The organism is Eggerthella sp. 1_3_56FAA (genome assembly GCF_000185625.1).
Classification (GTDB): domain Bacteria; phylum Actinomycetota; class Coriobacteriia; order Coriobacteriales; family Eggerthellaceae; genus Eggerthella; species Eggerthella lenta.
The window spans coordinates 136,177-161,514 of record NZ_GL622581.1 but is presented as its reverse complement, the minus strand read 5'-3'; the positions used below and the strand labels follow the sequence as shown (position 1 = coordinate 161,514).

Annotated in this window: 22 protein-coding genes; 11 read left to right on the top strand and 11 right to left on the bottom strand. The window is 62.7% G+C overall.

Annotated elements, in window-relative coordinates; genetic code table 11:
* The first annotated feature begins 177 nt into the window (after positions 1-177).
* The 9 genes from HMPREF1023_RS10955 to moaC all read left to right on the top strand — a co-directional run bounded on the left by HMPREF1023_RS10955 (position 178) and on the right by moaC (position 9,731).
* Positions 178-1,161 (top strand): ABC transporter permease, encoded by a 984-nt coding sequence (locus tag HMPREF1023_RS10955; protein WP_009306383.1) that lies wholly within the window; start codon positions 178-180, stop codon positions 1,159-1,161.
* A gap of 166 nt (positions 1,162-1,327) precedes the next feature.
* The gene (locus HMPREF1023_RS10950; protein WP_226844453.1) at positions 1,328-2,215 is read left to right on the top strand and encodes an ABC transporter permease; all 888 of its coding nucleotides are present in this window, start codon (positions 1,328-1,330) and stop codon (positions 2,213-2,215) included.
* 9 nt (positions 2,216-2,224) lie between these two features.
* A complete protein-coding gene (locus tag HMPREF1023_RS10945; protein ID WP_009306381.1) occupies positions 2,225-3,346 on the top strand; it encodes an ATP-binding cassette domain-containing protein in 1,122 nt (373 codons plus the stop codon).
* Positions 3,339-3,941, top strand: a complete 603-nt coding sequence (locus HMPREF1023_RS10940; RefSeq protein WP_009306380.1) for an ABC transporter ATP-binding protein — start codon at positions 3,339-3,341, stop codon at positions 3,939-3,941. Before HMPREF1023_RS10945 ends, HMPREF1023_RS10940 begins: the two co-directional genes overlap by 8 nt.
* 174 nt (positions 3,942-4,115) lie before the next feature.
* Complete coding sequence (locus tag HMPREF1023_RS10935; RefSeq protein ID WP_009306379.1) at positions 4,116-5,042, top strand: extracellular solute-binding protein; 927 nt, start codon at positions 4,116-4,118, stop codon at positions 5,040-5,042.
* An 81-nt stretch (positions 5,043-5,123) separates the two neighbouring features.
* Positions 5,124-6,581: a molybdate ABC transporter permease subunit gene (modB, locus tag HMPREF1023_RS10930; protein ID WP_009306378.1), complete on the top strand. Its 1,458-nt coding sequence runs from the start codon at positions 5,124-5,126 to the stop codon at positions 6,579-6,581.
* A 127-nt stretch (positions 6,582-6,708) separates the two neighbouring features.
* Positions 6,709-7,821 carry a sulfate/molybdate ABC transporter ATP-binding protein gene (locus HMPREF1023_RS10925; protein ID WP_009306377.1) on the top strand — a complete coding sequence of 371 codons (1,113 nt, stop codon included), beginning with the start codon at positions 6,709-6,711 and terminating at the stop codon, positions 7,819-7,821.
* A gap of 168 nt (positions 7,822-7,989) precedes the next feature.
* Positions 7,990-8,991: a GTP 3',8-cyclase MoaA gene (gene moaA / locus HMPREF1023_RS10920; protein ID WP_009306376.1), complete on the top strand. Its 1,002-nt coding sequence runs from the start codon at positions 7,990-7,992 to the stop codon at positions 8,989-8,991.
* A 236-nt stretch (positions 8,992-9,227) separates the two neighbouring features.
* Positions 9,228-9,731 carry a cyclic pyranopterin monophosphate synthase MoaC gene (moaC, locus tag HMPREF1023_RS10915; RefSeq protein ID WP_009306375.1) on the top strand — a complete coding sequence of 168 codons (504 nt, stop codon included), beginning with the start codon at positions 9,228-9,230 and terminating at the stop codon, positions 9,729-9,731.
* Positions 9,732-10,196: 465 nt separating this feature from the next.
* Here the strand turns inward: moaC and HMPREF1023_RS10910 are convergent, their stop codons facing one another.
* Complete coding sequence (locus HMPREF1023_RS10910; RefSeq protein WP_009306374.1) at positions 10,197-12,968, bottom strand: metallophosphoesterase; 2,772 nt, start codon at positions 12,966-12,968, stop codon at positions 10,197-10,199.
* Between the two features lie 165 nt (positions 12,969-13,133).
* Positions 13,134-14,012, bottom strand: a complete 879-nt coding sequence (locus HMPREF1023_RS10905) for a glucose 1-dehydrogenase (protein WP_009306373.1) — start codon at positions 14,010-14,012, stop codon at positions 13,134-13,136.
* A gap of 176 nt (positions 14,013-14,188) precedes the next feature.
* Between HMPREF1023_RS10905 and HMPREF1023_RS10900 the strand changes: the two genes are divergently transcribed.
* Positions 14,189-15,106, top strand: a complete 918-nt coding sequence (locus tag HMPREF1023_RS10900) for a diacylglycerol kinase family protein (RefSeq protein ID WP_009306372.1) — start codon at positions 14,189-14,191, stop codon at positions 15,104-15,106.
* 208 nt (positions 15,107-15,314) lie between these two features.
* On the opposite strand, the gene HMPREF1023_RS10895 is transcribed toward HMPREF1023_RS10900, so the two are convergent.
* From HMPREF1023_RS10895 to HMPREF1023_RS15495, 9 genes are all read right to left on the bottom strand, one after another.
* A complete protein-coding gene (locus tag HMPREF1023_RS10895) occupies positions 15,315-16,283 on the bottom strand; it encodes a DUF362 domain-containing protein (protein WP_009306371.1) in 969 nt (322 codons plus the stop codon).
* An 8-nt stretch (positions 16,284-16,291) separates the two neighbouring features.
* The gene (locus tag HMPREF1023_RS10890; protein WP_009306370.1) at positions 16,292-17,881 is read right to left on the bottom strand and encodes an MBOAT family protein; all 1,590 of its coding nucleotides are present in this window, start codon (positions 17,879-17,881) and stop codon (positions 16,292-16,294) included.
* A 34-nt stretch (positions 17,882-17,915) separates the two neighbouring features.
* Positions 17,916-18,152: an acyl carrier protein gene (locus tag HMPREF1023_RS10885; RefSeq protein ID WP_009306369.1), complete on the bottom strand. Its 237-nt coding sequence runs from the start codon at positions 18,150-18,152 to the stop codon at positions 17,916-17,918.
* Positions 18,149-19,387: an alanine racemase gene (locus HMPREF1023_RS10880; RefSeq protein ID WP_009306368.1), complete on the bottom strand. Its 1,239-nt coding sequence runs from the start codon at positions 19,385-19,387 to the stop codon at positions 18,149-18,151. The genes HMPREF1023_RS10885 and HMPREF1023_RS10880 overlap by 4 nt, the downstream gene beginning before the upstream one ends.
* Positions 19,384-20,925 carry an amino acid adenylation domain-containing protein gene (locus tag HMPREF1023_RS10875; protein WP_009306367.1) on the bottom strand — a complete coding sequence of 514 codons (1,542 nt, stop codon included), beginning with the start codon at positions 20,923-20,925 and terminating at the stop codon, positions 19,384-19,386. Before HMPREF1023_RS10875 ends, HMPREF1023_RS10880 begins: the two co-directional genes overlap by 4 nt.
* A 90-nt stretch (positions 20,926-21,015) precedes the next feature.
* Entirely contained in the window at positions 21,016-21,921 is a 906-nt protein-coding gene (locus HMPREF1023_RS10870) for a GDSL-type esterase/lipase family protein (RefSeq protein WP_009306366.1), read from the bottom strand.
* Between the two features lie 95 nt (positions 21,922-22,016).
* On the bottom strand, positions 22,017-23,627 hold the full coding sequence (locus HMPREF1023_RS10865; protein ID WP_009306365.1) for a sensor histidine kinase KdpD: 1,611 nt from the start codon (positions 23,625-23,627) through the stop codon (positions 22,017-22,019).
* Positions 23,599-24,303, bottom strand: coding sequence for a response regulator transcription factor (locus tag HMPREF1023_RS10860; protein WP_009306364.1), 705 nt, complete (start codon positions 24,301-24,303; stop codon positions 23,599-23,601). The genes HMPREF1023_RS10865 and HMPREF1023_RS10860 overlap by 29 nt, the downstream gene beginning before the upstream one ends.
* A 10-nt stretch (positions 24,304-24,313) precedes the next feature.
* Complete coding sequence (locus tag HMPREF1023_RS15495) at positions 24,314-24,634, bottom strand: Ldh family oxidoreductase (protein ID WP_139019509.1); 321 nt, start codon at positions 24,632-24,634, stop codon at positions 24,314-24,316.
* Between HMPREF1023_RS15495 and HMPREF1023_RS10855 the strand changes: the two genes are divergently transcribed.
* The gene (locus HMPREF1023_RS10855; protein ID WP_009306363.1) at positions 24,633-25,334 is read left to right on the top strand and encodes an ABC transporter ATP-binding protein; all 702 of its coding nucleotides are present in this window, start codon (positions 24,633-24,635) and stop codon (positions 25,332-25,334) included. The genes HMPREF1023_RS15495 and HMPREF1023_RS10855 overlap by 2 nt on opposite strands.
* The last annotated feature ends 4 nt before the right edge of the window (positions 25,335-25,338 follow it).

Below are 25,338 nucleotides of genomic sequence, written 5' to 3'. Positions count from 1 at the left end.
GTGCGGCGCCGCGGAGCGAAGCGGAGCAAGTCCCCGAAGGGGAAACTCGCTTGGTGGGCACCGCGGCGCCCCTCCCGCTGACCGTAACGAGCTTGCGCGTTGGGGGACTGGGCGCCGTTTGCGCTTGTTGAGGGGATTGTTGTGAGGTTTTTTTACTAGTGAGGGTATAGTAGGCGCATGCCGCGATTTGTTGTTCGGAATATCTTGAAATTTCTGCTGCTCATGCTTGCGGTGAGTTTGGTTACGTTTGTGCTGGTCAGCGTTTCTCCTATCGATCCGGTGCAGGCGAACGTGGGGCAGACGGCCTATATCAACATGAGCGAGGCGAAGCGGGCGCAACTGGCCGAATATTGGGGTGTGAACACGCCTTTGTGGGAGCGCTACGCCAACTGGTTCGTCGACCTTCTGCACGGCGATCTGGGGACATCGCTGCGCTTCAATGCGCCGGTGATCGACGTCATCGCCACGCGGGCGGTGAACTCGCTGGCGCTCATGGCCACGGCTTGGGCGGTCAGCGGCGTGCTGGGCTTCGCGTTGGGCATCCTCGCGGGCGCGAACCGCGGCCGTCTGATCGACCGCATCGTGAAGGGGTACTGCTTCCTGTTGGCTTCGGTGCCCACGTTCTGGCTGGGGCTGCTGTTTCTCATCGTGTTCTCGGTGCAGCTGGGGTGGTTCCCGTTCGGCTTCTCGGTGCCCATCGGGGTGTCGGCGGCCGATGTGACCTTTGCCGACGCGCTGCATCATCTGGCGCTGCCAGCGCTCACGCTGTCGGTGATCGGCGTGGCGAACATCGCGCTGCACACGCGCGAGAAGACTATCGACGTGCTGGAAAGCGATTACGTGCGGTTCGCCCGTGCGCGCGGGTTGAGCACCTGGGGCGCCCTGCGCCACCACGGCCTGCGCAACCTCGCGCTGCCCGCGCTCACGTTGCAATTCGCGTCCATATCCGAGATATTCGGCGGATCGGTGCTGGTGGAGCAGGTATTCTCGTATCCGGGTCTGGGGCAGGCGGCCGTCACGGCCGGCCTCGGCGGCGACGCGGCGCTGTTGGTGGGCATCGCGCTATTCTCCGCCGCCTTCGTGTTCACCGGCAACCTGATAGCCAGCACGCTGTACGGCGTGGTGGATCCCCGCATGCGCAAGGGGGCTGCTCATGGCTGACGAGCGCGTTGAAACCTGCTTAACCTGCGAGTCCGCCGTCGGGTTCGGCAGTTCCCAGTCGCTCGGCAGTCCTGGCTCGCACGAAACGCCCACAGGGCGTTTCGGCTCGATGGGTGCGGCGCCGCGGAGCGAAGCGCAGCAAGTCCCCGAAGGGGAAACTCGCTTGGTGGGAACTGCCGAGCCCAACGGCTCCAAGGATGCCGCGCCGCCCCTTCTGCATGCTCCTCGCGCGGCTCGGGTGGGGAATAGGAGGTTGACGCTGGCGGCGTTTTTGGGTGCTTTGGCGGCGCTGGCGGCTGTGGTGGTCGCGGGGCTCGTCGTCGCGGATGCGGCTACGGCAACCGACTTCTCGATGAAGAACCTCGCTCCCAGCTTCGCCCATCCTTTCGGCACCGACTGGATGGGGCGCGACATGCTGCTGCGCACGCTGGCGGGGCTGTCCACCAGCGTGCTGGTGGGTCTTCTGGCCGCGGGCGTGTCGTCCATCATCGCGCTGGTCATGGGCGCGGTGGCGGCGCTGGGCGGGAAGAAGGCCGATGCCGCGGTCACCTGGCTCATCGACCTCATGCTGGGCATCCCCCATATCGTGCTGCTCATCCTCATCTCGTTCGCGTTGGGGAAGGGCTTCTGGGGCGTCACCATCGGCGTGGCCGTGACGCACTGGCCCAGCCTCGCGCGCGTCGTGCGCGCCGAGATCCTGCAGTGCAAGCAGTCGACGTTCGTGGCTGCGGCGCGGCGGCTGGGGCAGACTCCTCTGCGCATCGCGGCGAAGCACATGGTTCCTTACGTGCTGCCCCAGTTCATCGTGGGGTTGATTCTGCTGTTCCCGCACGCCATCCTGCACGAGGCCGCCGTGACGTTCCTCGGCTTCGGTCTGCCGCCCGAGCAACCCGCCATCGGCGTGATCCTCAGCGAGTCGATGGCGTACCTGTCGGCCGGCATGTGGTGGCTCGCCGTGTTCCCGGGTCTCGCGCTCATCGCGACCGTGCTGCTGTTCGACCTGGCGGGATCCAGCCTGCGCAAGCTCGTCGACCCGCACAGCGCGCAGGAATAGGAGGCCGTCATGGACGAAGCGAACCGCAAGAACCCGCTTGAAACGGACGGCAGGAACCCGCTGCCGGAGCATCTGGCCGCTCGCGAGCGGGCGCTGTACGAGGCCGCTGCCGAGCTGGAGCGCCTGACCGACCAGCTGTTCGGTGCGGAAGGCGCCGGCCGCGACTGCGCGATAGCGTCCGAGGATCCGATCGACGGCCTCGCGCCCGACGTCGTGCCGCACGAGGCTCTTTCGCACAAAGACGCGCAGGTGCACCACCATCATACGCACGCGCCCGTTTCCCGCCACGAGCACGGCCACCACCTGCTGCAGGTGGAGGACCTCAGCGTGGGGTTCCGCATGTACGACGAGGACGCCCCCTTCTTTCGCGCGAAGCAGCGCGAGGTCGAGGTCATCCATTCTTTAAGCATCTCCGTGCATGCAGGCGAGATCGTGGCCGTGGTAGGCGCGTCGGGTTCCGGCAAGACGCTTTTGGCCGATGCCGTGTTGGGGCTGTTCGAGCCGAACGCCACGGTGCGCGGCCGCGTCTGGTTCGACGGCGCGCAGCAGGATGCGGCGTCGCTTTCCGCGCTGCGCGGCCACGGCATCTCGCTGGTGCCGCAGAGCGTGAACAACCTCGACCCGCTCATGAAGGTGGGCCGCCAGGTGGAGGGCTTCGCGCACGCGCACGAGTCGCGCGCCGAGCGTCGTCGTCGGCGCGCGCAACTGTTCGAGCGCTACGGACTGCCCGAGGACACGGCGGGGAAGTATCCGCACGAGCTGTCGGGCGGCATGGCGCGCCGCGTTCTTTTGTGCTGCGCGCTCATGGACGACCCGCGCGTCATCGTGGCCGACGAGCCCACGCCCGGCCTCGACCTGGATCTGGCCGTGCGCGCGCTCGACGACTTCCGCGCTTTCGCCGACGCGGGCGGCGGCGTGATGCTCATCACGCACGACATCGAGCTGGCCCTGCGCGTGGCCGATCGCGTGGCGGTGTTCCGCGACGGCACGGTGGTGGAGGAGACGGCGGTTGCGAACTTCGCGTCTCCCGACCTGCTGCAGCACCCGTTCAGCCGCGAGTTGTGGCATGCGCTTCCCGAGCACGGCTTCGAGGCGCCGGGCGGGTCGACGGAAGGGGGCTCCCATGCTTGAGGCGCGCGGCGTAACCTATGCGTACCCCGGCGCGCGCACGCCGCTGTACCGCGACTTCGACTTGGCCGTCGGCCCTGACGAGCGCGTCGCCATCAGCGCGCCGTCCGGCTTCGGCAAGACCACGCTGTGCCGTATGCTGGCCGGATACGATCGTCCGCAGAAAGGCGAGATCCTCGTGGACGGCGCCCCGCTGCCGAAGCGCGGCATGTGTCCCGTGCAGCTGATCCTGCAGCATCCCGAAACCGCCGTCGACCCGCGCATGCGCATGAGCCAGACGCTGGCCGAAGCAGGAGAGGTGCCTCAGCGCTTGCTGGACGACCTGGGCATCCAGAAACGGTGGCTCGCGCGTTTCCCGCACGAGCTGTCGGGCGGCGAGCTGCAGCGCTTCTGCATCGCCCGCGCGCTGGCGGCGAACCCGCGCTACCTTGTGGCTGACGAGGTGTCCACCATGCTGGACGCTGTCACTCAGGCGCAGATCTGGCGTTTTCTCGTGGCGGAAACGCAGGCTCGCGGCATCGGCCTCGTGTTCGTGTCCCATTCGCACGCGCTCACCGAGCGCATCGCCACCCGCGTGGTGGATTTGGTGGCTCGCTAACGTTCTGTTCGGATAAAAGGTTATTTCTATCCGAAAACATGCTTGCCGAGATATATTCGAGTTTGACTATAATCGTTGAAAAGAATAGTATGGGTGCAGTTCGGATACGAGGGGGCTGTGCGTCTCGTCATGGGTTCGAACGTCGAAGATCGAGAGAACGAGGGAAGGTACTCAATGAAGAAGCACATTCGCATCATGCTCGCGTCCGTGTGCGCGTTTGCCATGGTAGGGGCGTTCGCCCTGATCGGCTGCTCGTCGAATACCGAGCAACAAGCCGGCGAGACGCAGAAGCCCGCCGAAGAGCAGGCCAAGTCGGAGAGCCATGAGGCCGTGGAGCTGCAGCTGTTCGCCGCGAACTCGCTGTCGAAGGCCATGGACGCTGTACAGGAGCTGTACACGCAGGATCATACCTGGGTGACGTTCAAGGACACGCAGTATCTGTCTTCGGGCGAGCTGAACGAGCAGCTTGCCGGCGGCGCGTACGCCGACGTGCTGATCTCCGCCTCCAAGGGCAAGATGGACGATGCCGTGGAGAAGGGCTATGTCGACGAGGCGACTCGCTTCGACATGTTCAAGAACGACCTCGTGATGGTTGCCGGTGAGGATTCCGAGCTTGCCGCCAAGTACGCTGATCAGAGCTTCACGCTGGACGACCTTGCCACCGGCGATTACACAGTGGCTGTGGGCGATGCCTCTGTGCCGGCCGGCAACTACACCAATCAGGCGCTTTCCACCGTCGGTTGCTTCATCGACGCCGACGGCAAGACCGGCAAGGACAGCGCCGGCACCGACGGCTCCTACGATGGAACGCCGCTCGAGGGCAAGGTGAACTTGCAGAGTTCCGTGGGCAACGTGTGCAAGCAGGCGCAGTCCGGAGCCGTGGACGTGGCGTTCGTGTACAGCTCCGACGTGTACCGCTTCGGCGGCGTGAAGGTTATCGGCGTCGTCCCGGACGACACGCACAAGAACATCATCTACCCGGCTGCCATCTGCAAGGACTCCACGCAGGCCGAGGCTGCAAACGAGTTCATCGAGTGGGCTACCACCAACGCCGATGCCAAGAAGCTTTGGCAGGAGTGGGGCTTCGAGCTGGTTTCCTAGACTAGGCGCACATACGGTATAGTGACAAGGAAAGGATGGGATCGTACACGCCCATCCTTTCCGTGCGACAAGGACGATCTTATGGACAACACTCTAATCGACCGCATCGTTGGCGTCTTCTCTCGCGCTGCGATGCCGATCGTCTCATGCGCTTTGGCAATGGCGATCGCTTTCATCCCCGGCACCGCCCTTGCTGGCGCCGATGACGAAGGCGATCTCGACGCGCCGAATGCGGCAGCGGGTGGCACATCGGCGCAATCGGCGCAGGAGGACACGGCGATCGACGATGCCGTGAACATCGCCGCCGATGGGAAATCGGCTTCGGTCGAAGGCAGCCCCTTCGCGCTCGAGGATTTCTCGCGTTCCCAGGTGGGCAGCAACAGCGACGTGAACGGCGTCTATGCAGGTTACCGCTATTTCGTCTCGGACGAGTCGGGTAGTCTCGCGGTTGTCGCCACCGACGAGCTCACCGTGGTCCACGTGCCGTCCGAGACTGCGCAGGCCGTGGGATTCGACGCCGAATCGTCCGAGAGCCGAGGTTTCCTCAAGCAGTTGCTCGTGGCTCTCGACGCGCAGAATTCGAAGGGCGGCGCGACGCTGTCCGCCGAGGGAGAGTGGGCGTTCACCGGAGAGCCTGAGTTCGAGCGGGACGGCGTGGTCTACAAGTTCGACCAGGAGCTCAAGCCCGGCGAGTTCTACGTCTGCGTCGTCGGTGCAGACGGCTCCGACGTGACGCAAGCGTCGAATCCCTCCTATGTGCGGCTCACCCATGCCGACTTCGCCACGCTCGCGTCTGCCGACCAGGTGAGCGTGGTCGGGGCTCCCGAGGGCTTCGAGGCGTTGGCGTCGTTCTTGAAGGGCATCGACTACAGTCCGTTGTGGGTGACGCTGAAGACGACGCTCACGGCTATCGTGTTCATCTTCGTCCTGGGGCTTTTGGCCGCGTACTTCAGTCTGCGCATCCCCGCGCGGGCGCAGGATATCGCCGATTCCATCTTCACCATCCCCATGGTACTGCCGCCCACGGTGTGCGGCTTTCTGCTGCTGCTGGCGTTCGGCAAGAACACCGCGGTGGGGCAGTGGTTCATCGACATCGGCTTCCCGCTGATATTCAGCTGGCAGGCCACCGTGCTGGCGGCCGTGGTGGTGGCGTTCCCGCTGATGTACCGCAGCGCGCGCGGCGCGTTCGAGAACCTCGATCCGAATATGCTGGACGCGGCCCGCACGTTGGGCTGGAGCAACGCGAAGATATTCTTCAAGCTGATGCTGCCGCTGTCGTGGTCGTCCATCGCGGCGGGCACCGTGTTGTCGTTCGCGCGCGCCCTCGGCGAGTTCGGTGCGACGCTGTTTCTAGCCGGCAACTACCTGGGAATCACGCGTACCATCCCCATCGCCATCTACTTCGAGTGGATGAACGGCAACACCGACGTGGCCATTTTCTGGACGGTTGTCATCATGGCGTTCAGCTTCGTGGTCATCCTGTTCATCAATCTGTGGAGCAGGCGCACCACGAGCTATCGCAGGGGGATGGAAGCGTAATGGGCCCTGTCATCCTGAGCGCAGCGCGCAGCGCGAACCCCCTTGTCATCCTGAGCGCAGCGCGCAGCGCGGAGTCGAAGGATCCCGCGCTGCGCAAGCCGAGTGTCTTTGGGAAGGAATTGCCGAAATGAGTCTCGAAGTCAACATACGCAAGTCGTTCTCGTCGTTCACGTTGGACGTGGCGTTCGAGGCAGGGGACGAGACGCTGGGGTTTTTGGGCGCATCGGGATGCGGGAAGAGCCTTACCATGCGATGCATCGCCGGCATCGAGACGCCTGACGAGGGACGCATCGTGGTGAACGATCGGGTGTTCTTCGATTCCGAGCGGAAGATCAACCTCACGCCGCAGCAGCGCAAGACGGCGCTGCTGTTCCAGAGCTACATGCTGTTCCCGAATCTGACGGTGGCCGAGAACGTGGCCGCGGGCATCGGGCGCGAGGCGTCGAAGGCCGATCGCGACGCGCTGGTGGCCGCCGAGCTCAAGCGGTTCGGCCTGGAAGGGTTCGACCGGCGCTATCCGGCTCAGTTGTCGGGCGGCCAGCAGCAGCGCGTGGCGCTGGCCCGCATGCTGGCGGCGCGTCCGGGCATTCTCATGCTGGACGAGCCGTTCTCGGCGCTCGACGCGCACTTGAAGAGCGTGCTGGAGCAGAACCTCGTCAGCCTGTTCGACGCGTTCCACGGCACGGTGCTGTACGTCAGCCACGACATCGACGAGGCGCTGCGCTTCTGCGACCGCATCGCGGTGGTGGAGACCGGGCGCATCACCGAGATGGGCACGGGCGACGACCTGGTGAACCGTCCGCAGTCGCTGGCGGGCGTGAAGCTGTCGGGCTGCAAGAACGCCACGGCGGCTGTTCGCGTGGACGAGCGTAGCGTGCGTTTGCCGAAGTGGGGCATCGAGGCCGCGACGAGCGCGGCGGTGCCCGAGGACGTGAAGGCGCTCGGCGTGCGCGCGTTCTTCCTGCAACGCGTCGACGGCCCCGGCGAGAACTGCTACCGCGTGCGCGTGGACCGCGTCAGCGACTCGCGCTTCGAGCGCACGGTGCTGCTGGGCTTTCTCGACCGCGACGAGAGCGAGGCTCCCACGGTGTCGCGCACGGACGACGAGATGAAGTATCTGCACCAGCACCTGTTCTGGCGCGTCGACAAGTTGGCCGTGCCCGCCGACGAGCTGCCGCACGAGGGCGAGGAGCTGTGGATCCGCATTCCTCCCAACAAGGTGTACCTGGTATCGCGCTAGAGACGCCCTCGCGCGCAGGTAACGGTGGCGAGGAGCGGCTCGGTGACCCACGCTCTAACGCGCTTCGCCCGTGTATTCAGCGCGCGCCGATCCTTTCGCGATATTGCGCCATGCGGTGATCCGAGGATGCCCTATACTGTATCCTCAGACGAGAAGGGAGTGCGTCCTGTGAAAGACAGCCATGGTCGTACCATCGACTATTTACGCATATCGCTCACCGACCGCTGCAATTTCCGCTGCATCTACTGCATGCCCGAGGAAGGCGTGCAATCGCTCGCGCACGAGGATATCCTGCGCATCGAGGAGATCGAGGAGGCGGTGCGCGTGGCGGCGGGCATGGGCATCCGCAGCATCCGCCTGACGGGCGGCGAGCCTCTCGTGCGCCTCGGCGTGGTGGATCTCGTGCGCGCTATCGCGCATACGCCCGGCATCGAGAACGTGTCGATGACCACGAACGGCGTGCTGTTGCCGAAGATGGCGGCCGACCTCAAGGAAGCGGGCTTGTCGCGCGTGAACATCTCGCTCGACACGCTCGATCCCGCGCAGTTCAGGCAGATCACGCGCCGCGGCGAGCTGCAGCAGACGCTCGACGGCATCGATGCGGCGCTTGCGGCCGGGTTCAACCCCGTGAAGATCAACGCGGTGGCCGTGCGCAGCCTCGACCAGGACTACCTCGCGTTCGCGAAGCTGTCCATCGATCGCCCGCTGCACGTGCGGTTCATCGAGTACATGCCCGTGGGCGAGAGCTCCGGCAGCCATGGCTGCGGCTGGGGCAAGGACGACGTCGTGCCCAGCGAGGAGCTGTTCGAGATCATCAACGAGCGCGCCCGCGCCGCAGGGATGGACGAGCTGGTGCCGGCCGGCAACGACCGCCCGCTCGGGTGGGGGCCCGCGCGCTACTTCGAGTTCCCGAACGCGCAGGGCACGGTGGGCTTCATCAGCCCGCTGTCGCGTCACTTCTGCAGCGAATGCAACCGCCTGCGGCTGACGGCCGACGGCAAGCTGCGCCCGTGCCTGTTCTCGGACGACGAGTACGACGTGCGCACTGCGTTGCGCGCCGGAGACGACCAGGCGGTGCGCGCCGTGTTCGCCGAGGCTTTGGGTGCGAAGCCCGACGAGCACCACGACAAAGTAGGCACCGAGCGCAGCATGTCGCAAATCGGCGGCTAAGAGGTTCCGCTTGCCTACGGCAAGCGGAACCTGCCGACGCTGCGCCGAGGAGCAAGTCCCCGAAGGGGGCGAAGGGACGAGGCGTGCCGCCTTCGCGCGATCCCAAGGGCTCGCGTACCGAAGTACGCTTCGCCCTTGCGGTCCCCCGAATTCGACGCACCTCGACCCTTCTCGCCGACTCACTGCGCCAACCTGCGATCTTTCAACCTGCGAGATACCGAACCAAGGAGATACCCATGACCGAGCAACAGCTGACCCATATCGACGAGCAGGGCGACGTGCGCATGGTGGACGTGTCGCAGAAAGCCGACACCGAGCGCGTCGCCGTGGCCGAGGGCTTCATCGCCATGCATCCCGAGACGCTCGCGCTTATCGTGGAGGGCAAGGCGGCGAAAGGCGACGTGCTGGCGTGCGCACGCGTTGCCGGTGTCATGGCCGCCAAGCAGACGAGCACGCTCATTCCCATGTGCCACCCGCTCAACATCACGAAGGCGAAGGTGGAGTGCGCGCCCGTGGCGGAAGGCGAGCGCACGGACGGCCGCGTCGGCATCCATGTAACTTGCACCTGCGGCGTCACCGGCAAGACCGGCATCGAGATGGAGGCCCTCACCGCCGCCAGCGTGGCGTGCCTCACCGTCTACGACATGTGCAAGGCCGTCGACCGCGGCATGGAGATCATGGACGTGCGCCTGCTCAAGAAAGAAGGCGGCAAGTCCGGCCTCTGGGAACGCGCTTTCTGATTCTCTCTGGCGTTGCGTGCCCAGCATCGGCTGGGACGGTGCGGTTTCCCTCTCTCGCCCGTGACGACGAAAGCCGGTACCCGTGGCAGAAACGGGGCGGTTTGGTAAACATGATTCATGTGAACAAGTTTGCAGGTTTTCGCCGACCAGGCGTTTTCGGGTCGTTTTTACCTGTGAAGGGCGAACCATGGCTCCGACCGGGCGGGATCGGAGCCTATGGGATTACCAAACCGCTTCGTTTCTGCCATGCGGGGCGGTTTTCTGCGTCGCGGGCTCGTGTGTACTCCCTACCTCGTGGAACGCTGCGCGTTTGACGAGTCGACTCGCGGGGCCGGACGAAGCGCAAGCCGGACTCGCGTCGAATCGCAAAACGCGCTGCATATGATCGGTGCGGCGAGAGACGCACGAGCCTGCGATGTCTGCGTGCCTGCGAGCCCGTGCGCTGTCGCCGCACCATGGGGGAGGCTACTCCTCCCCGGTCAGTTCGCCTTTGATGAGGCTGCGGGCCACGCAGATGGCGGCTCCGGCGGTGGCGGCGACGCCGACGACGATGCCACCGATGGCGACGGGGTCGCCCGTCCGGGCCAGCTTCTTCGCTTGCGGCGTTGGCGTAGACGTGACGACTTCGGGCGCGAAGGCGTCGGGAGCGGGGGAGGGCTCCGGCGCAGGATCGGGCGTCGGCTCGGGTTCGGGATCGGGTTCCGGCTCCGGGTCGGGCGTCGGCTCCGGGTCGGGCGAGGGATCGGGTTCCGGGTCGGGATCGGGCTTCGCGACGGCGGCGGCCACGGCCAGCTCGAACGCGGGCCGCTGCGCGTAGCCGGCGGCGTACGTCACCGTGTGCGCGCCTTCGACGACGGGCGTGAAGCGGTAGGCGGCGACCCCCTCGGCCTCCGTCCTGACGACGTCCACCGCCGACCCGTCGGGACCGACGACCGACGGGATGCCCTGCAGCTCCCGTCCGTTCGCGTCGGCGAACGGCAGCGGGGGGATGGCGTAGACCTCGCCTGCGGTCGCCGTCCCGATGGCGTCGGCGCTCGGGGGCGCGACCGCCGCCGCAACGGGCGCAGCCGCCACGTAGAGTTCGGCTGCCTGCGCTGCCGTCGCCACGCCGGGCGTCAGCTTCGCGAACGCCACCTTGCCCGTCATGGGCTTCTCCATCTCGCCGTTCGAATTGACGTCGGCTCCTACGAACCAACGGGTCGCCGAAGCGGTGGGCGCAGGGATCGATCCCGGATTGTCCAGCGTCGATACGAGCTCCCCGTTCAGGTAGTAGCTCATGGTGACGCCGTCGTAGGTGGCTAGCACGTGCGTCCAGGCGTTCAGCGGCACAGTGGCTTCGGTGCAGCGGTAGCCCGATCCCGTGTTGACGTAGTGCTGCAGCTGGGGCGCATAGTAGCTGAGGTCCTGGCCGGCGCCTTGCGCGCTGGAGAACAAGTCGAAGTAGCCGCTCGTCGGGTTCGCCGTGAATTGGAACAGCACTTCGATCGTTTCGGCTTGCGCGATGGCCGCGTAATCGTCGGCGGTGAAATCGTATCCTACGGCAGATGAGCCGTCGAACACGGCTACGGGCACGCCGAACGAATCGCTCTCGTAGGTCAGCGTGCCGGTGGGCACGGCGTTGTGCGGCGCCAACGCGGCATCTGCGTGGCTTCCTGTGGAGAAGTCCACGGACAGCAGCGGGTTGCCCAGAGCCGGCGTTACCCGGGCCGCCGTGCGGAACGCCGCCTCCCCGACGAGCGTTTCCTTCCCGAACGGGTTCGCGGCGAACACGCGCAGCACGTGCGACGTGTCCTCGGCAAGCCCCGCGCCGAACAGCGGACGCTCGAACACCTCGGCGCGGTTCACCTCGGCCTTGTAGTAGTCGGACATGAAGCGCGCATCGTACACCGCCGCGTCAGGCGCTTCGGCCAAGGCGACTACCGCGCGATACGAAATGACGATGTCGTCTTCGAGCCCGCTTGCGTCGGGCGCCACCCGGGCGGCCTTTACGCTGAACGAGGCACCGTTCGCCGTGACGGACTCCTCGATCACCGCTACTTCGGCGCCGTCCAGCACGAGGGGCGGCTTGCTGCGCGCGGCCATGCCTGCGTGCGTGTAGCGAAAGGCGGTCGTTCCCTTCGACGGCTCGATGACCCACGGTGCGCCGAGGGCGCATCCGCTGCGGAAGTCGAGTCGGTATACGGACACGGAGTTGGTCGCCGGGTCGATTTCCACGAGTTCGCATTGATTCGCGTCCCAGCCGGCGTTCGGGTGGCCGCCTGCGCTGCCGGTTTCGTCGTGCCCGTCGTTTTCCATCCAGAAGTTATTGGCGAACGTGGCGGTTTGGATGAGCGTGAACCCGTCGTCCTGATAAATGGAGCGCGGGTCCGCCATAGGGATGTGGGTGTGGCCGGAGAAGTGGATGATCTGCGGATACTTCTCGCACAGCTCCTGGTAGAACGCGCCGGACTGCGCCGTGTTGGCATTCTCGTCGAACTGGCCGTTCCAGCTGTTCGAACCCGAGTACCATACGGTGTTCGGGAAAGGGTGATGCGTGAGCAGGAATATGGGCTTGGCCGGATCCTCCGCCGCCGCGGCCGCGCAGCGTTCGAGGATCCAATCGCGCTTCGCTCCGTACCAGCTGTTGTCGTAGCCGCCCGGTTCGGGCGCGACCGCCAGCACGTGGTAGCCTCCTACGGCGAAGTCGGCATCCACCTGGCCTTCGTTCGCACCGCCTGGCATTTGGAACGAACCGGGCACGTTCAGCTCCGAGGCGAGGAACGTCTTGAACGCGTCCTGGGCGTTCTGCTTGCTGCCGCTCCAGTTGTAGTACTCGTGGTTGCCCATGACGATGCCGACCGGCTTGCGCGCGTTAGCGTTCAGCAGTTGCGCGAGCTCGACGTACTGGTCCGGGTGGCCAGTGTCGGCCGAGTCGCCCACGAAGAAATGCGCGTCCACGTCGGGTGCCATGGCGTAGATGGCCGAGAACGCTTCAGGGATCTTGTCGCGGTAGTTGTTGTTCGGGCTTGCGCCGACATGGGTGTCGCTGTGCACGGTGAAGCGGATCTTGTCGCCGGACAAAGGCGGCCAGTTCGGGGCTGCGGGCTGCGTGAACGCGGCTGCGGCCTGCTGCTCCGGAAAGACGAGCATCCCTGCGGCGGCTGACACGCCGGCGACGGCGGCCAACTTGAGGAACGCGCGTCGCGACACGCCGAATGTGCCGCGGTCGTAGGCTGACGCGAGCTGTTGGGGATCCATGGTTTCCTTTCGATCGACGGTATGACGCGCTCAATCGTAGGCGAGCCACGTAAGACCCGCGCAAGAAGCACGTCGTGCGAGGGAAAGGATCTGGTAAGAATTTCGCGAAGCCTTCGAGGCGCGGCGAACCGCGCGAACCACGCGCCCCGCCGCGCTGAAAAAGGTCTACCCGTTCACCACGGTGCCGCCGTTCACGTGGATCACCTGGCCGGAGACGTAGCTGGAATCGTCGCTGGCCAGAAAGACGTAGGCGGGCGCCAGCTCGTAGGGCTGGCCGGGGCGCCCCATGGGCGTCGACTCGCCGAAGTGCTTCACCTTGTCGCTGTCGAGCCCGTACGAGGCGGGGTTCAGCGGCGTCCAGATAGGCCCGGGCGCCACGCCGTTCACGCGGATGCGGCGGCTCACGAGGTCTTCGTTCTCGGAGAGCGAGCGGGTGAACGCGGTGATGGCCCCCTTCGTGGCCGAGTAGTCCAGCAGGTTCGGCGAGCCCTGATAGGCGGTCACCGACGTGGTGTTCACGATGGCGCCTCCCTCGGGCAGGTGGGGGAGTGCGGCTTTCACCAGGTAGAACATGCTGAAGATGTTGGTCTGGAACGTGCGGACCAGCTGCTCTTGGGTCAAGTCGAGGATGCTCTCGGCCGGTGTCTGCTCTCCGGCGTTGTTCACGAGCACGTCGAGGCGACCCCATTCGGCCGCGATCCCCTCGACCATATCGCGGCAGAACGCCTCGTCGCCTACGTCGCCCTTGAACACGAGCGCGCGCCGTCCCAGTTCGCGGATGCGCTCGGCCACCGCCTGCGCGTCGTCGTCGGACGAGTAGTAGGCGATCGCCACGTCGGCGCCCTCTTTGGCGAACGCGATGGCCACGGCCGCGCCGATGCCGCTGTCGCCGCCGGTGACGAGGGCCGCCTTGCCGTCCAGCTTGCCTGCTGCCCGGTAGAGGTCGCTTTCCAACTGCGGCTTGGGATCGACGTTCGCGCGCGTGTCATCCATGGCATAGCCCGCTTTCGGGGCTTGGGTTTCCAATGCTACGAGTTCCGACATCGAAGTGCTCCTTTCGGATCGGTTGCTTCGACCGCATCGTAGCCGCAGCGGCCTCGTTCGCCTCCGGGCGGTCGTCAGGCGTTGCCGGAGGTTTTTCAGCCGGTTTCCTTCGCCTATAATAGACGCGTCGCGAAGCGCCCGGCGCGCTTCGTCGCTTCAACGACGAAAGGGCGCCCATGCTGTCATCCGAGGGATCCATCCTGCTCATCGCGAACCCTGCCGCTCAGAACGGCAACGGGGCGGCTGCGGCGCAGCGCGCCGTCGGGTTGCTGCGTGCCCAGCTGGGGGAGGACGCGGTCGTGCTCGCTCGCACGGCGGGGCCGCGGCACGCCTCCGAGATCGCCGAGCGCGCCGAAGGCTGCTCGACGGTGATCGCGCTGGGCGGCGACGGCGTCATCCACGAGGTGGCGGGCGGGCTCATGAGGCGCCCGGCTGCGCGGCGGCCGGCGCTCGGCGTGATACCCGTAGGATCGGGCAACGACTACGCGCGCACGCTCGGCGTTTCGACCAAAGTGGACGAAGCGTGCGCCCAGCTGTTGGGGGCCGAGGCGCGTCTTGCGGACGTAGGGCGCGTGAACGGCCATTGGTTCGTGGAGACGCTCTCGTTCGGTCTGGACGCCGCCATCGCGCTCGACACGATGGAGCGGCGCGTGCGCACGGGCCGCACGGGAACCGTGCTGTACATGGAGAGCGGCATCGATCAGCTGCTGCATCATCTCGACTTGCGGCGCTACCGTGTGTCGTTCGACGGGGGCGAGACGGTGGAGGCGGAATCCGTCACGTTCGCCGTGCAGATCGGGCCCTATTACGGCGGTGGGTTCAAGATCTGCCCCGACGCGCGCATCGACGACGGCCTCTTGGACGTGTGCGTCGCCCATCCGCCCGTCGGCGCAGCGCGCGCCCTCTACATCTTCCTGCGTGCCAAAGGCGGCAAGCACGTTCGTTTCAAGCAGATCGAGCTGCGCCGATGCCGTACGCTGCACCTCGAGTTCGACGAGGCCCCTCCCGCCCAGATGGACGGCGAGCTCATCGAGGGCACCTCGTTCGACATCGCCGTGGAGCCCGCCGCGCTGAACGTGCTCGTGCCCTTCTGAGAAAACGTGCGCTCCACGATAGGGCTTCGCGCAATATGATACGAGGGCATCGCTATGAACCGCCTCCCGTTTCTTGGACAAGGAAGCAAAGTTCGAGAGGCGGGAGGCTCCTTTACGTCGCCGGAGCATGACGGGAAGATGCGCGGATCCGCGGTCGAGCTGTTCGCGAGGGGCGCAAAGGGGGCTGGCCTCCTTGAAGATGGTTTGCCTAGGAGGCAATCTGCTGCTTGTATCTTTCAAGCGATGCGTTCCATCGGTCAAAGGCGCTGTCCGAACGATGGTCGGGAAGTCCGTACTTTTCCGATAAGAGCTTTCCCATATAAGCCGAAACTTTGGTTGCTCCGTCGAAGTTCAGATGGTCTCCTTTGTCGTGCGTATCGGTGCTCCAGTCGATCGGAACCTTGTCGGGCCCCTCGTTCAGGTCGTAATAGTCGACGCCGAGTTCCCGGGCCAGCTCGCTCATGCCGTTGTGTTTGGCCGTGTTCCAATTGACCGTGCTCGGCGTGCTGACGAACACGGGAGTAGCGCCGTTCGCTCTGCAAGCTTCGACCATGGCGGTTATGTACTGGCGGTTCGCAACGTCTACCGGCAGCGCCTCGCTGCTCGGCGTCATGTGATTGACGGCGTCGGCCGGATTCACCCCGCGGTTGACGACGAACCCCTTCAGCGGGTCGCTCCATGTGGCCGAAGGCTTCCCTAAGAAGTCTTGCGCATCCAGGCTCTTCCATCGATCGTGGTATTCGAAGACGGGCAGCTTGTTCTGGAAAAGGCTCAGAACTGCGTCATCCGGCTTGATCGGCGAGTAGATGGAGTTCGTTTCGAATACGACGACCTTGGGCTTTTGGGAACGAAGCGCTTTTTCCAGCAATCGGTACCCGTACGTCAATCGCTGACCCGACGTAGCGCTCACGTACGAGGTGAAGCCATGCTCTTCCCACATCTGCAACGGGGAGAACGAGCTGTACGCCTCGCTGTCGCCGATGAATATCGCATCGAGGGAGCGGCCCGGCTCGCCGAAGATCCCGTTGGCGGCTTCTGAAACCTGGCCGAATTCCTTCTGGTTGTTTTTCGGCTGGACGACGCTCGATACCGCCCAAAGAAGGCCGAGCGTTGCAGCCGCCACGAAAACCGCGGTCGCAAGCACCTTGAAGGCGCTGCGTAGTTTCACTGCTCTCATGCATGCTCCTAAAACTGCGCGTACATCGGGTCGACCGGCGTGTAGCCAAGGCCGTAAGCTCCGAACGTCACGGTTCCCACGAACAGAAGAATCACGAGGCTCCATCTCAGGAGCGCGCTTTGCGCAGTCGCCCACTCCCACAAATTGCAGCCCCGCTCCTTCGCTACGCCTACTGCGAGAACCAGCATCATGAACAAGGTTACGATGAGGCCGTCGCCAACGCCGAATCCGATTTGCAACGCCGATCCCGTCGTAAAGGCTTCGATAGTGAAATCGCCCGCAATCCGTCCCATCATGGCAAGCCCCGCCTCAAGCGAGTTGGAGCGAAAGAACAGCTCGCCGACGAAGATGATCGCCAGCGTCCGGACGGTCTGGAACGTTCGATAAGGCCAGCTATTGCGGTCGATGCCGAAGTGCTGCGCCGCACGCGCGCATGGAGGCTCGATCAAGCCGCCCGCCATGATCAGGACGAAGTAGTACAAACCGAAGAAGAGGTACTGGCTGCCGGCGCCATGCCACAAGCCGTTGCCGATCCACACGCAGAACAGCGCAACGGAGCTTGCCAGAAGCGGACCGTATCTGTTTCCGAAACGCTTGCGCGCCTTGGTCGTCAGCATCTTGCATGGCTTGGACAACGAGATAGGGTAGTACACGTAGTCTTTGAACCACAGGCCCAGCGTGATATGCCAACGTTGCCAGAATTCGGAGGCGGTGCGGGAGAAGAACGGCTGCCTGAAGTTTTCGGGCAGCGTTACGTTGAACACGCGGCCCATGCCCAGGGCGACGTCCATCGTTCCTGAGAAATCGCAGTACAGCTGAATGGTGTACAGGATCGCAGCTAAGGCTATGACGCCTCCGTCGTACGAACCGTAATTGTCGAACACCGGCTTCACGAACGCGTTCAGCCGGTCCGCGACGATGATCTTCTTCGCCATGCCCCACATAATGCGCAAGGTTCCTGCGTACAGGTTCTTTCGATTAAGCGGTTCGCCCGCGATAAGGCTGGGCGCAACGTCGTTGTATCTGCTGAGCGGTCCTTCCATGATTCCTGGGAAAAACGCCAGGAACAGCGCCACGTGCCCAAGGTTCTTGTCGGCCTTCGTGCGTTCGCGATACACATCCACAACGTATGAAACGGCCATCAACGTGTAAAACGATATCCCGATGGGCAATGCGAAGCTGGGGATGGAAAGGTCGATCGAAATGCCGAACGCCGCCAGCGTGGAAGCCAGCGACAGCCCGAAGAACCCCGAGTATTTCAGGACGGCCAGAATGCCGATATTGGCGACGACGGCCGCGAAGACGATACGGCGGTTCTTCCGCTTGCAGGCCTCGCGTATCTCGCGTTTGCCCGAGCTGGCTGTCGCCAGTTGCCGGTTCTTCTCTGCAAGGTTGGCGCCCATCATGCGGGCGCACGCGTACACGACTGCCGTCGACAGGGCGACGAACGCGATAAGCGCGCCGCTGAGCGCGAAGAAGAAGCCGTAGCTGGCCAGCAGGAGCACCGCCCACCTAAAGCGCCTTGGCGCCATGCCGTACAACATGACCGTAATCGGCAAAAAGGCCGTGAAGAAAAGGGCGGAATAGTACGACGTCATTAAAATGATTCCCTACTCGAGCGATTCGCGCAGGCTAAGCCTGCTCTGCTTGCAGGCGCGCCATCAGGGAGCATACGGCCTCAACCGAGTTGAAATTGTCGGGCACGATCTCGACGGGGGGTATCTCGACGTCGAATGCATCTTCGAGTTCGGCCACGAAGGCGATCATCGTCAGCGAATCGATGCAGCGCGAATCGACGAGGTCGACGCGCGCCTCATGATCCACGCCCGGGTTGATGTCTTCGAGAATGTCGATAACTTGATTTTTCATAGTCCGTTCTCCTTTTCGTCCTGTTCCGTCGATCTATCCTGCGGCCCGTTCGATGAATTGAACGAGGCCGTTTCCAGCCGATGCCGAGCAATGCGCATATTTCCCGAAACGTCGCGCACGACCACCGACGGAAGATCCCGGCTTAAAAACAGCGCCCGACCCTCCGTTGCGCAGTAGGCGCCTGCCCGAGAGAACGCAAGCACGTCTCCCACGGACAAATCGACGATCGGCGCTTGCTTGGCCAGGATGTCGTTGACCGTGCAAAGCGCTCCGCAGATGTTCCAAGGCTGCGCAGCGCCGGCCGTTGCGCCGACCTTCCTGAAAACCGGGGACTTCATGGCCATCGAATGCCCGTAGTACGAAATCTGATGCATGCCGCCGTCGACGATCGCGTAGTTTTGCCCGCTCGTCGTTTTGACGTCGACGACGCTGGTCAGATACGCTCCACAATCCGCTGCGATGCTGCGTCCCAGCTCGAGGACGATGTCCCCCTCGAAAGGGAAACCGTCCAGCAGCGTTGCAAGCTCGGCAACGGGTTCGTCCTGCGCGCTGCGAGCCCGTTCCTCGTTCTCGTCGAAGTACTCGACGGGAAGCCCGGGGCCGTATTCGATCTCGTTCAGCTTCACCGAGCAAGCGGCTTCCACTTCGGCCACGATGCGGTGCAGCTTGCTCAACTCTCTATCAAGCTTCTTGAGCGACGTTTTCTGCGTGCCCGAGTAGTACTGGATACCCTGGATGCTGATGAACGGGTCGTCTTTGCAGCCGGCAATCAGCTCTTTCAGCGTGGCGGAGTCTACGCCGAATTGGTTTTCGCTGCTCAGCCTGAAAAGAACGTTCACCCGCCTGCGATACGCGTTAGCGAGTTCGACCAGGTCTTTCAACTGTTGGGAAGACTCGATGGTGAATCTATGGGGGATGCGATCCGCTTGGAACAGATCGTCCAAGCAGCGACGGTCCTTCCACACGCCCGAAAGCACGATCTTCTCGAACGGCACGCCTGCGTTCGCGCAGATGAGCACCTCGCCCGGCGAGCATGCTTCTACGCAATCCGCCAGAGCCGACGCCTCCCGCACGATGAAGGGGTTCGCCTTCATCGCATAGCAGAGCTTGATGCGAGAGGGGAGCGATGCCCGTAACCGGGTGATTCGGTCGTTAAGAACCTGCTGGTCGAAAAGGTACAAAGGCGTCGGGCATGCATCCAGCGCGTTTTGCAGCGTTGCGTCGTCTATCATCATCGATCAGCCCTCTCGCGCTTCGCCGGTTCGCCGTGCGATTCCAGGAGCATCGCACGGTCCACCTTCCCGTTCTTGTTCAGCGGCATGCTCGGCACTTTCGCGATGCGCGTCGGCCTCATGAAAGCGGGAAGCAATGATGCCGCCCGACCGGGAAGCTCTTTCTCGCAAGCCGTTCCTTCGTAGAACGCGCATAGCCGGTTCTTTTTGGAATCGAAGGCGCATCGGCACCTGTCGACGTCGGAGAACCCTTCGAACGCCTTGTCGATCTCTTCCAGTTCGATTCGGTGCCCTCGGTACTTGATCTGATTGTCTTTGCGACCGCAAAAGACCAGATCGCCCTCGTCCGTCAGCATCGCGCTGTCTCCCGTGCGGTACACGCGCTCGCCGTAAAGGGAATTGAGGGGATTGGGCGCAAACGCCTTTTCCGTCGCTTCTCGATTGCCGATATATCCCAACGCCAACGAGGGTCCTCGCACGATGATCTCGCCTTTCTGGCCCGGCTCGACGATGCGCCGTCCCTCCTCGTCGATCGCTAGGACTTCGCAGTGCCCGAATGCTTTTCCCAGGGGAAGCTCGGCGGCGCCGTCTTTTGCGCGGTCGACGCGATGGTACAGGCAGTTGCAGGTGATCTCGGTTGGGCCGTACAGGTTGACGAACTCGGCGTCCGGCAAAGACGCAAGCAGGGATTTCAAGTGGGCAAGTGGCATTACCTCGCCGCTGAACAGCACTTTTCGAACCGTGGTAAGCGAATCGCTTGTAATTGCGCGAAATGTGTTCACCATGCACAAAGCCGCGACCGCCCAAACCATCACGGTCACGCGCTGCTCGTCCAGAAACTCAACCAAGGCTTTCGGCTGCATGAACAAGCGGCGCGGCACGATGACGAGCGTCGCTCCCACCGCCAAGCTTCCGAAAATATCTTTGACGGACACGTCGAAGTCGAATGGCGCTTGGTTTGCGAACCGGTCGCTGCGTTCGAATCCGAATTCCGACACGAATTCGTCGATGAAGCTGATGATGGCCCCGTGGCTGACGGCCACGCCTTTGGGGGCGCCCGTCGACCCGGAGGTGAACAGGACGTATGCCGGGTCGGTCGAAAGCGACGCCGGCTCGACCGCGTCGCGCTGCTGTATCCCGGCGCGCTGGCTATGCAGCTCCTCCAAGGAAACGATCTTGCACGCGTCTTCGAGTTGAAGGCCCCGCAGGGCTTCCTCGTCGGCCACCAAGAGCGGGCTTCCCAATGTCGCGACGATGTGCGCAAGTCGCACGGGGGGAACCGATGGATCGACCGGCACGTAATATCCGGATGCGAACAGCGTGCCCAGCATGATGGCAAGCGTGTCATAGCATTTTTCCACCATGATGACCACGCCCCGATTTGCCACGTCGTATTCGGATAGCGCTGCGCCGTACGCTGCGCTATCGTCCTGCAACTGCTTGTAGGTATAGCTGCCGAACTCGTCGACAACGGCCGTATCGCCGGGCCGCCGCTTCGCGGCCTCGGCCAGATACTCCAGCACATTGCTCTTGGATTTCATGGGAAACCTCTCTTACGTATTTGCCTCGTGTTCCACAGTAAGAGAGCAACCTTTTCGTTTCCTAAACGCTTTCTAAAGGTTTCTTTGGGTTTACCAATAGTCCAATTGAACGCCTCTCTGGTACACTGCCTGCGCCTTTGCGTAGTATCCGTAAGAATTCAAATGGGTCCAGTCTGAGCGTAGCTGCAGGGATATGCAGCCTACGGCAGCATCTTCTGCATCTTCTCGGGTGGGCGTAAGCCCTGCGATCGCCAACCCGTCATCGATGAGAAACTGGCGCATGTTGATAAAGCGGTCGCCGAATTCTGCGGTCAGCGCGGCCTCCCACTCGGTTTGACGGCCGGTCTCGCCCGGCTCGAAAGCCTCTTGACTTGGATCGCCGAACGAAGTTCCGGGGTCGTCAGTGTCGCCGATGATGATGAAGTTCTCGCATCCGGAGTTTTCGATGATCGCATGGTACTGCTCTATGAGCGTTGCGTAATCGCCGTCCCAGCCGCCGTTGCTTCCCATTTCCAGCACCAGTATCGTTCCCGTATGCTGTTTTGCCAGCTCGGTCACTTCCTCATCGATGAAGAGGCGCTCGTCCTCGTCATCGGCCTCGATGGCTCCTTGCATAATGCCGATCTCTTCGGATGTCGCGCCCGACACGCCGAAATTGCAGGTGGTCATACCCGTCAGTTTTTGAAGTACGTCAGGATACGACAGATAGCTGGCATCGAAGACGCCGTCGCCGGTCGCGATCACGGCTGGATCGCGACCGGCTCCTTCGGTCATGCTGTCGCCCCAGCAAGCTATCTCCTTCGACGCTTTTCCGTTGCTCCGATCGTCTGAGACCAAAACGCGCTCTTCGGGCTCATCGTATCTCGCGTCCGCCAATTCGTTGTCGATGGAATCGTTTTCAGCATGCTTTTCCTGGGTTGCGGCGCATCCCGCCAGTCCGATGTGGCCAAGCAGCAGCGCAAGCAGCGCGACGCAGCGTATCAGAGGATTCTTCATAGCTCTCCTTCAAGCAAAGGACATACGCTTTTCACTATGAAAAGCCATCCTTTGCTTAGGCTGAAGACAGCCTTAAGGTTTCTTAACGAAAGGGGCTATGCCAGCGGAAGAGTCACGACGATCTCGGTTTCGAAGTCTTCTTCGGGCCGAGCTGAAACGGCAATCGTTCCACCCTGCAAGTCTATGAAACGTTTGGCAATGGAAAGCCCCAAGCCGGTGCCCTTGCCCGATTCGCGTGCGTCATTGCTGGTCACAAACGGCTCGAACACATGGTCGCGTATGGATTCGGGAATTCCCGCGCCGTCATCCGCTACGGCGATCACCGCCTCGCTTTCAGTGCGTTTGCAGGTCAATCGAACGGTAACGCCGCCAGGATTATGCACGCATGCATTGTTGATCAGGTTGCCAAGCACGCGCGCCAGCAACGAGCCGTCGGCGCGCACCCAAATGGGATCGTCGGGGATTGCCGCGTCAAGGCGGCAGGCGCGCTGTTCGATAGTCGGAAGCATTTCCACCGCAATGCGACGAACCGCTTCGCAAACGTCCATCCGCACAAGCTGAGGGCTGTACGAGGGGTGGTTCGTTTTGGCGTAAAGAAACAGCGAATCGATGAGCTGGGAGGCTTCGTCCGTTTTTTCCTTCATTGCCCTCAGATACTCTCCGGCTTTTTCGGGCGGCACGCATCCGTCCTCGAATGCCTGCGCATACCCCCTTATCACCGTCAACGGCGTTTTCAGATCATGCGAAATATCCGAAACGATGCGCTGCTTGTCGTTTTGCGCGGCCTTAAGCTCCTCCATCAGCTCGAGAAAATTATCGTATGTCGGCACCAGCTCAGCTGGAACGCGATGCATGCCGTCGGGGCTTTCGCCGCCTTCCTTGCATGCGGTAATGGCAGCGTCGAGCGGCTTTGCCGCCCTGCGTATCATTCTCACGAGCACCACGGCGGCAATTGCCGTGAAGGCAACCGCGACAGGGATAGAAGAAAGCCAAATCATCCCGTTTTGGCTGATCAGCTCATCGTATGTTGCTTCGCTCACATTCGAGGAGATAAAAACAAGGGTGCGGGGCTGATTGTCGACGGTAACGTATTCGAGCTTCTGGATAGATTTGTTTGCGCTGAATTCCCCGTTTATCAGGGAAAGCTCCCGCTTGCTCAGCGATTCGCGACCGGCGAACAGGTCGCCTTCGACGATCGTTCCATCAAGCTTGCAAACGCATGAGGACAAGACTATCTTCGAACTCCCGATCCCGCTCATTCCGCATAAGTTTATTTCATACACGGTGCCGTAGCGGGCATCGAAGCGCTGCAAAACCTCGTAGAACACCTGATCTTCTTCGGTTCCGTTGATGATTTCCAGGTCGTTGGCGTCGATCGATTTGGCGACATCGTCATCGCTGGCATAGAGGCGGTTTCCGTTCTGATCGAATATCACCATCTGAGCAGATGGCGGTATCGAGTTTCTCAATTCGTTGAAAGAGTCGTTTTCCAGCGCGACCCTGTTTTCCTCCAGATCGTCGATGGAAGGAAACGCGCTGTTGAGGCGCGAGTCCGCGAGGTAGCCGACAGCCGAAAACAGGCCCATGATCAAGACCGCATAAACAAGCACGATCGACATGCACCGAAACGCCAAGCTGGAAAGCAGCGACTCCACCCCCAGCTTCACCGATGTCGTATCAGCCCTCAAAACGATATCCCAATCCACGAACCGTAACGATATGCGCCGGATTGTTGGGATCGTCTTCTATCTTAGAGCGGATGTTGGATATGTGAACCATGATGCTGTCCTCGCCTCCGCCATGCGAGGAAGCGCTGATCAGTTCATACAATTGCGCCTTCGTGTACACGCGGCCGGGCGAGGAGAACAGTTTGCTGAATATCTTCAATTCCGAGGCCGTAAAGGAAACCACGTTGCTGTTCTTCCGAACGATCAAGGACTCTTTGTCGAATTCTATGGCGCCCATGCGCACGACCGAACCGTCTGGTGAAATGTTGCTTGGGCCGCTTGCGGACAATGCGTTGCAGCGTCTGAGAACCGCGCGAATGTAGGCCAGCACTTCGATCGGGTCGAACGGCTTCGTGATGTACCCGTCGGCACCCAGATCCAAGCCGAGCATCTTGTCGGTGGGCTGACTGCGCGCCGAAATGATGATGATGGGCGCGTTCGAAACTAAGCGAGCTTCCTTGATGAAGTCAAACCCGTTCATTTCGGGCATCATCAAATCCACGAGTATGACGGAAGGGGACTTGCGCTCAAGCAGCTCGAGTCCCAGCTTTCCGTTCGCAGCGGTTTCGACTTGGTAGTCGCTACCGCATAGATAGAGGCTCAGGATTTCGATAATATCCGAATCGTCTTCGACTATGAGAACCGTCTCATTCATGACGAGCCTTTCAAAAGAGTAGCGAGATCACGCTTTGCTCTTGCAGGGAGGGGGAGCGGCTTGGATTCGTATTGCCAGGACGCAGCCCATCAAGATAACGTTCGAGCAAAGAAATACCATGACTGGCGGCCTTGAGGTCATAGGGGGATTGAAAGAACAAGAAATCTCGCACTTTTGCCATAACCTGCGCATTGCATCCGGCAAGCTGCGAGCCGTTGATTGGATCCGTGGAATTTGTTCGCAGGGCAGGCGTGTTGTCGCTGGCGTTGGGATGTGGGTTCGTGTATGGTGAGGGAAACCGGTATTCGGGCTGACGGAAGAAGGGCGACATGGCGTTCGTGGAGTTTCGCGACGTGCGCAAGGTGTACCGCATGGGCGAGGTGGAGGTGGCTGCCGTCGACGGCATGACCTTCGACATCGAGCGCGGCGAGCTCGTCGTGGTCGTGGGCCCCTCGGGCGCGGGCAAGACGACGCTTTTGAACATGTTGGGCGGGATGGACGCCTGCTCGTCGGGAACCATCATGCTCGACGGTCGCGAGATCAGCGCATTCTCCGAGAAGGAGCTCACGTACTACCGTCGCTACGATATCGGGTTCGTCTTCCAGTTCTACAATCTCGTGCAGAACCTCACGGCGCTTGAGAACGTGGAGCTTGCCAGCCAGATCTGCAAGGATCCGCTCGATGCGGGAACCGTGCTCAAGCAGGTGGGCCTGGGCCATCGCCTGGACAACTTCCCGGCGCAGCTTTCCGGCGGCGAGCAGCAGCGCGTGGCCATCGCCCGTGCGCTGGCGAAGAACCCTAAGCTCCTGCTGTGCGACGAGCCCACCGGCGCGCTCGATTACCGCACGGGCAAGGCCATCCTGAAGCTGTTGCAGGACACGTGCTTCGACACGGGCAAGACGGTGGTGCTCATCACGCACAACTCCGCGTTCACCGCCATCGCCGACCGGGTGATCCACATCCGTGAAGGACGCGTTGCGAGCGTCGAAGTGAACGAGGCGCCTGTTTCCGCCGAGGCGATCGAGTGGTAGCCGG

Bases quoted from the DNA above. Each gene is read 5' to 3' on its own strand.
- HMPREF1023_RS10955 (WP_009306383.1), top strand. From the start codon at position 178: ATGCCGCGATTTGTTGTTCGGAATATCTTGAAATTTCTGCTGCTCATG.
- HMPREF1023_RS10945 (WP_009306381.1), top strand. From the start codon at position 2,225: ATGGACGAAGCGAACCGCAAGAACCCGCTTGAAACGGACGGCAGGAAC.
- HMPREF1023_RS10940 (WP_009306380.1), top strand. From the start codon at position 3,339: ATGCTTGAGGCGCGCGGCGTAACCTATGCGTACCCCGGCGCGCGCACG.
- HMPREF1023_RS10935 (WP_009306379.1), top strand. From the start codon at position 4,116: ATGAAGAAGCACATTCGCATCATGCTCGCGTCCGTGTGCGCGTTTGCC.
- modB (WP_009306378.1), top strand. From the start codon at position 5,124: ATGGACAACACTCTAATCGACCGCATCGTTGGCGTCTTCTCTCGCGCT.
- HMPREF1023_RS10925 (WP_009306377.1), top strand. From the start codon at position 6,709: ATGAGTCTCGAAGTCAACATACGCAAGTCGTTCTCGTCGTTCACGTTG.
- moaC (WP_009306375.1), top strand. From the start codon at position 9,228: ATGACCGAGCAACAGCTGACCCATATCGACGAGCAGGGCGACGTGCGC.
- HMPREF1023_RS10910 (WP_009306374.1), bottom strand. From the start codon at position 12,968: ATGGATCCCCAACAGCTCGCGTCAGCCTACGACCGCGGCACATTCGGC.
- HMPREF1023_RS10905 (WP_009306373.1), bottom strand. From the start codon at position 14,012: ATGTCGGAACTCGTAGCATTGGAAACCCAAGCCCCGAAAGCGGGCTAT.
- HMPREF1023_RS10900 (WP_009306372.1), top strand. From the start codon at position 14,189: ATGCTGTCATCCGAGGGATCCATCCTGCTCATCGCGAACCCTGCCGCT.
- HMPREF1023_RS10895 (WP_009306371.1), bottom strand. From the start codon at position 16,283: ATGAGAGCAGTGAAACTACGCAGCGCCTTCAAGGTGCTTGCGACCGCG.
- HMPREF1023_RS10890 (WP_009306370.1), bottom strand. From the start codon at position 17,881: ATGACGTCGTACTATTCCGCCCTTTTCTTCACGGCCTTTTTGCCGATT.
- HMPREF1023_RS10885 (WP_009306369.1), bottom strand. From the start codon at position 18,152: ATGAAAAATCAAGTTATCGACATTCTCGAAGACATCAACCCGGGCGTG.
- HMPREF1023_RS10880 (WP_009306368.1), bottom strand. From the start codon at position 19,387: ATGATGATAGACGACGCAACGCTGCAAAACGCGCTGGATGCATGCCCG.
- HMPREF1023_RS10875 (WP_009306367.1), bottom strand. From the start codon at position 20,925: ATGAAATCCAAGAGCAATGTGCTGGAGTATCTGGCCGAGGCCGCGAAG.
- HMPREF1023_RS10870 (WP_009306366.1), bottom strand. From the start codon at position 21,921: ATGAAGAATCCTCTGATACGCTGCGTCGCGCTGCTTGCGCTGCTGCTT.
- HMPREF1023_RS10860 (WP_009306364.1), bottom strand. From the start codon at position 24,303: ATGAATGAGACGGTTCTCATAGTCGAAGACGATTCGGATATTATCGAA.
- HMPREF1023_RS10855 (WP_009306363.1), top strand. From the start codon at position 24,633: ATGGCGTTCGTGGAGTTTCGCGACGTGCGCAAGGTGTACCGCATGGGC.
- HMPREF1023_RS15495 (WP_139019509.1), bottom strand. From the start codon at position 24,634: ATGTCGCCCTTCTTCCGTCAGCCCGAATACCGGTTTCCCTCACCATAC.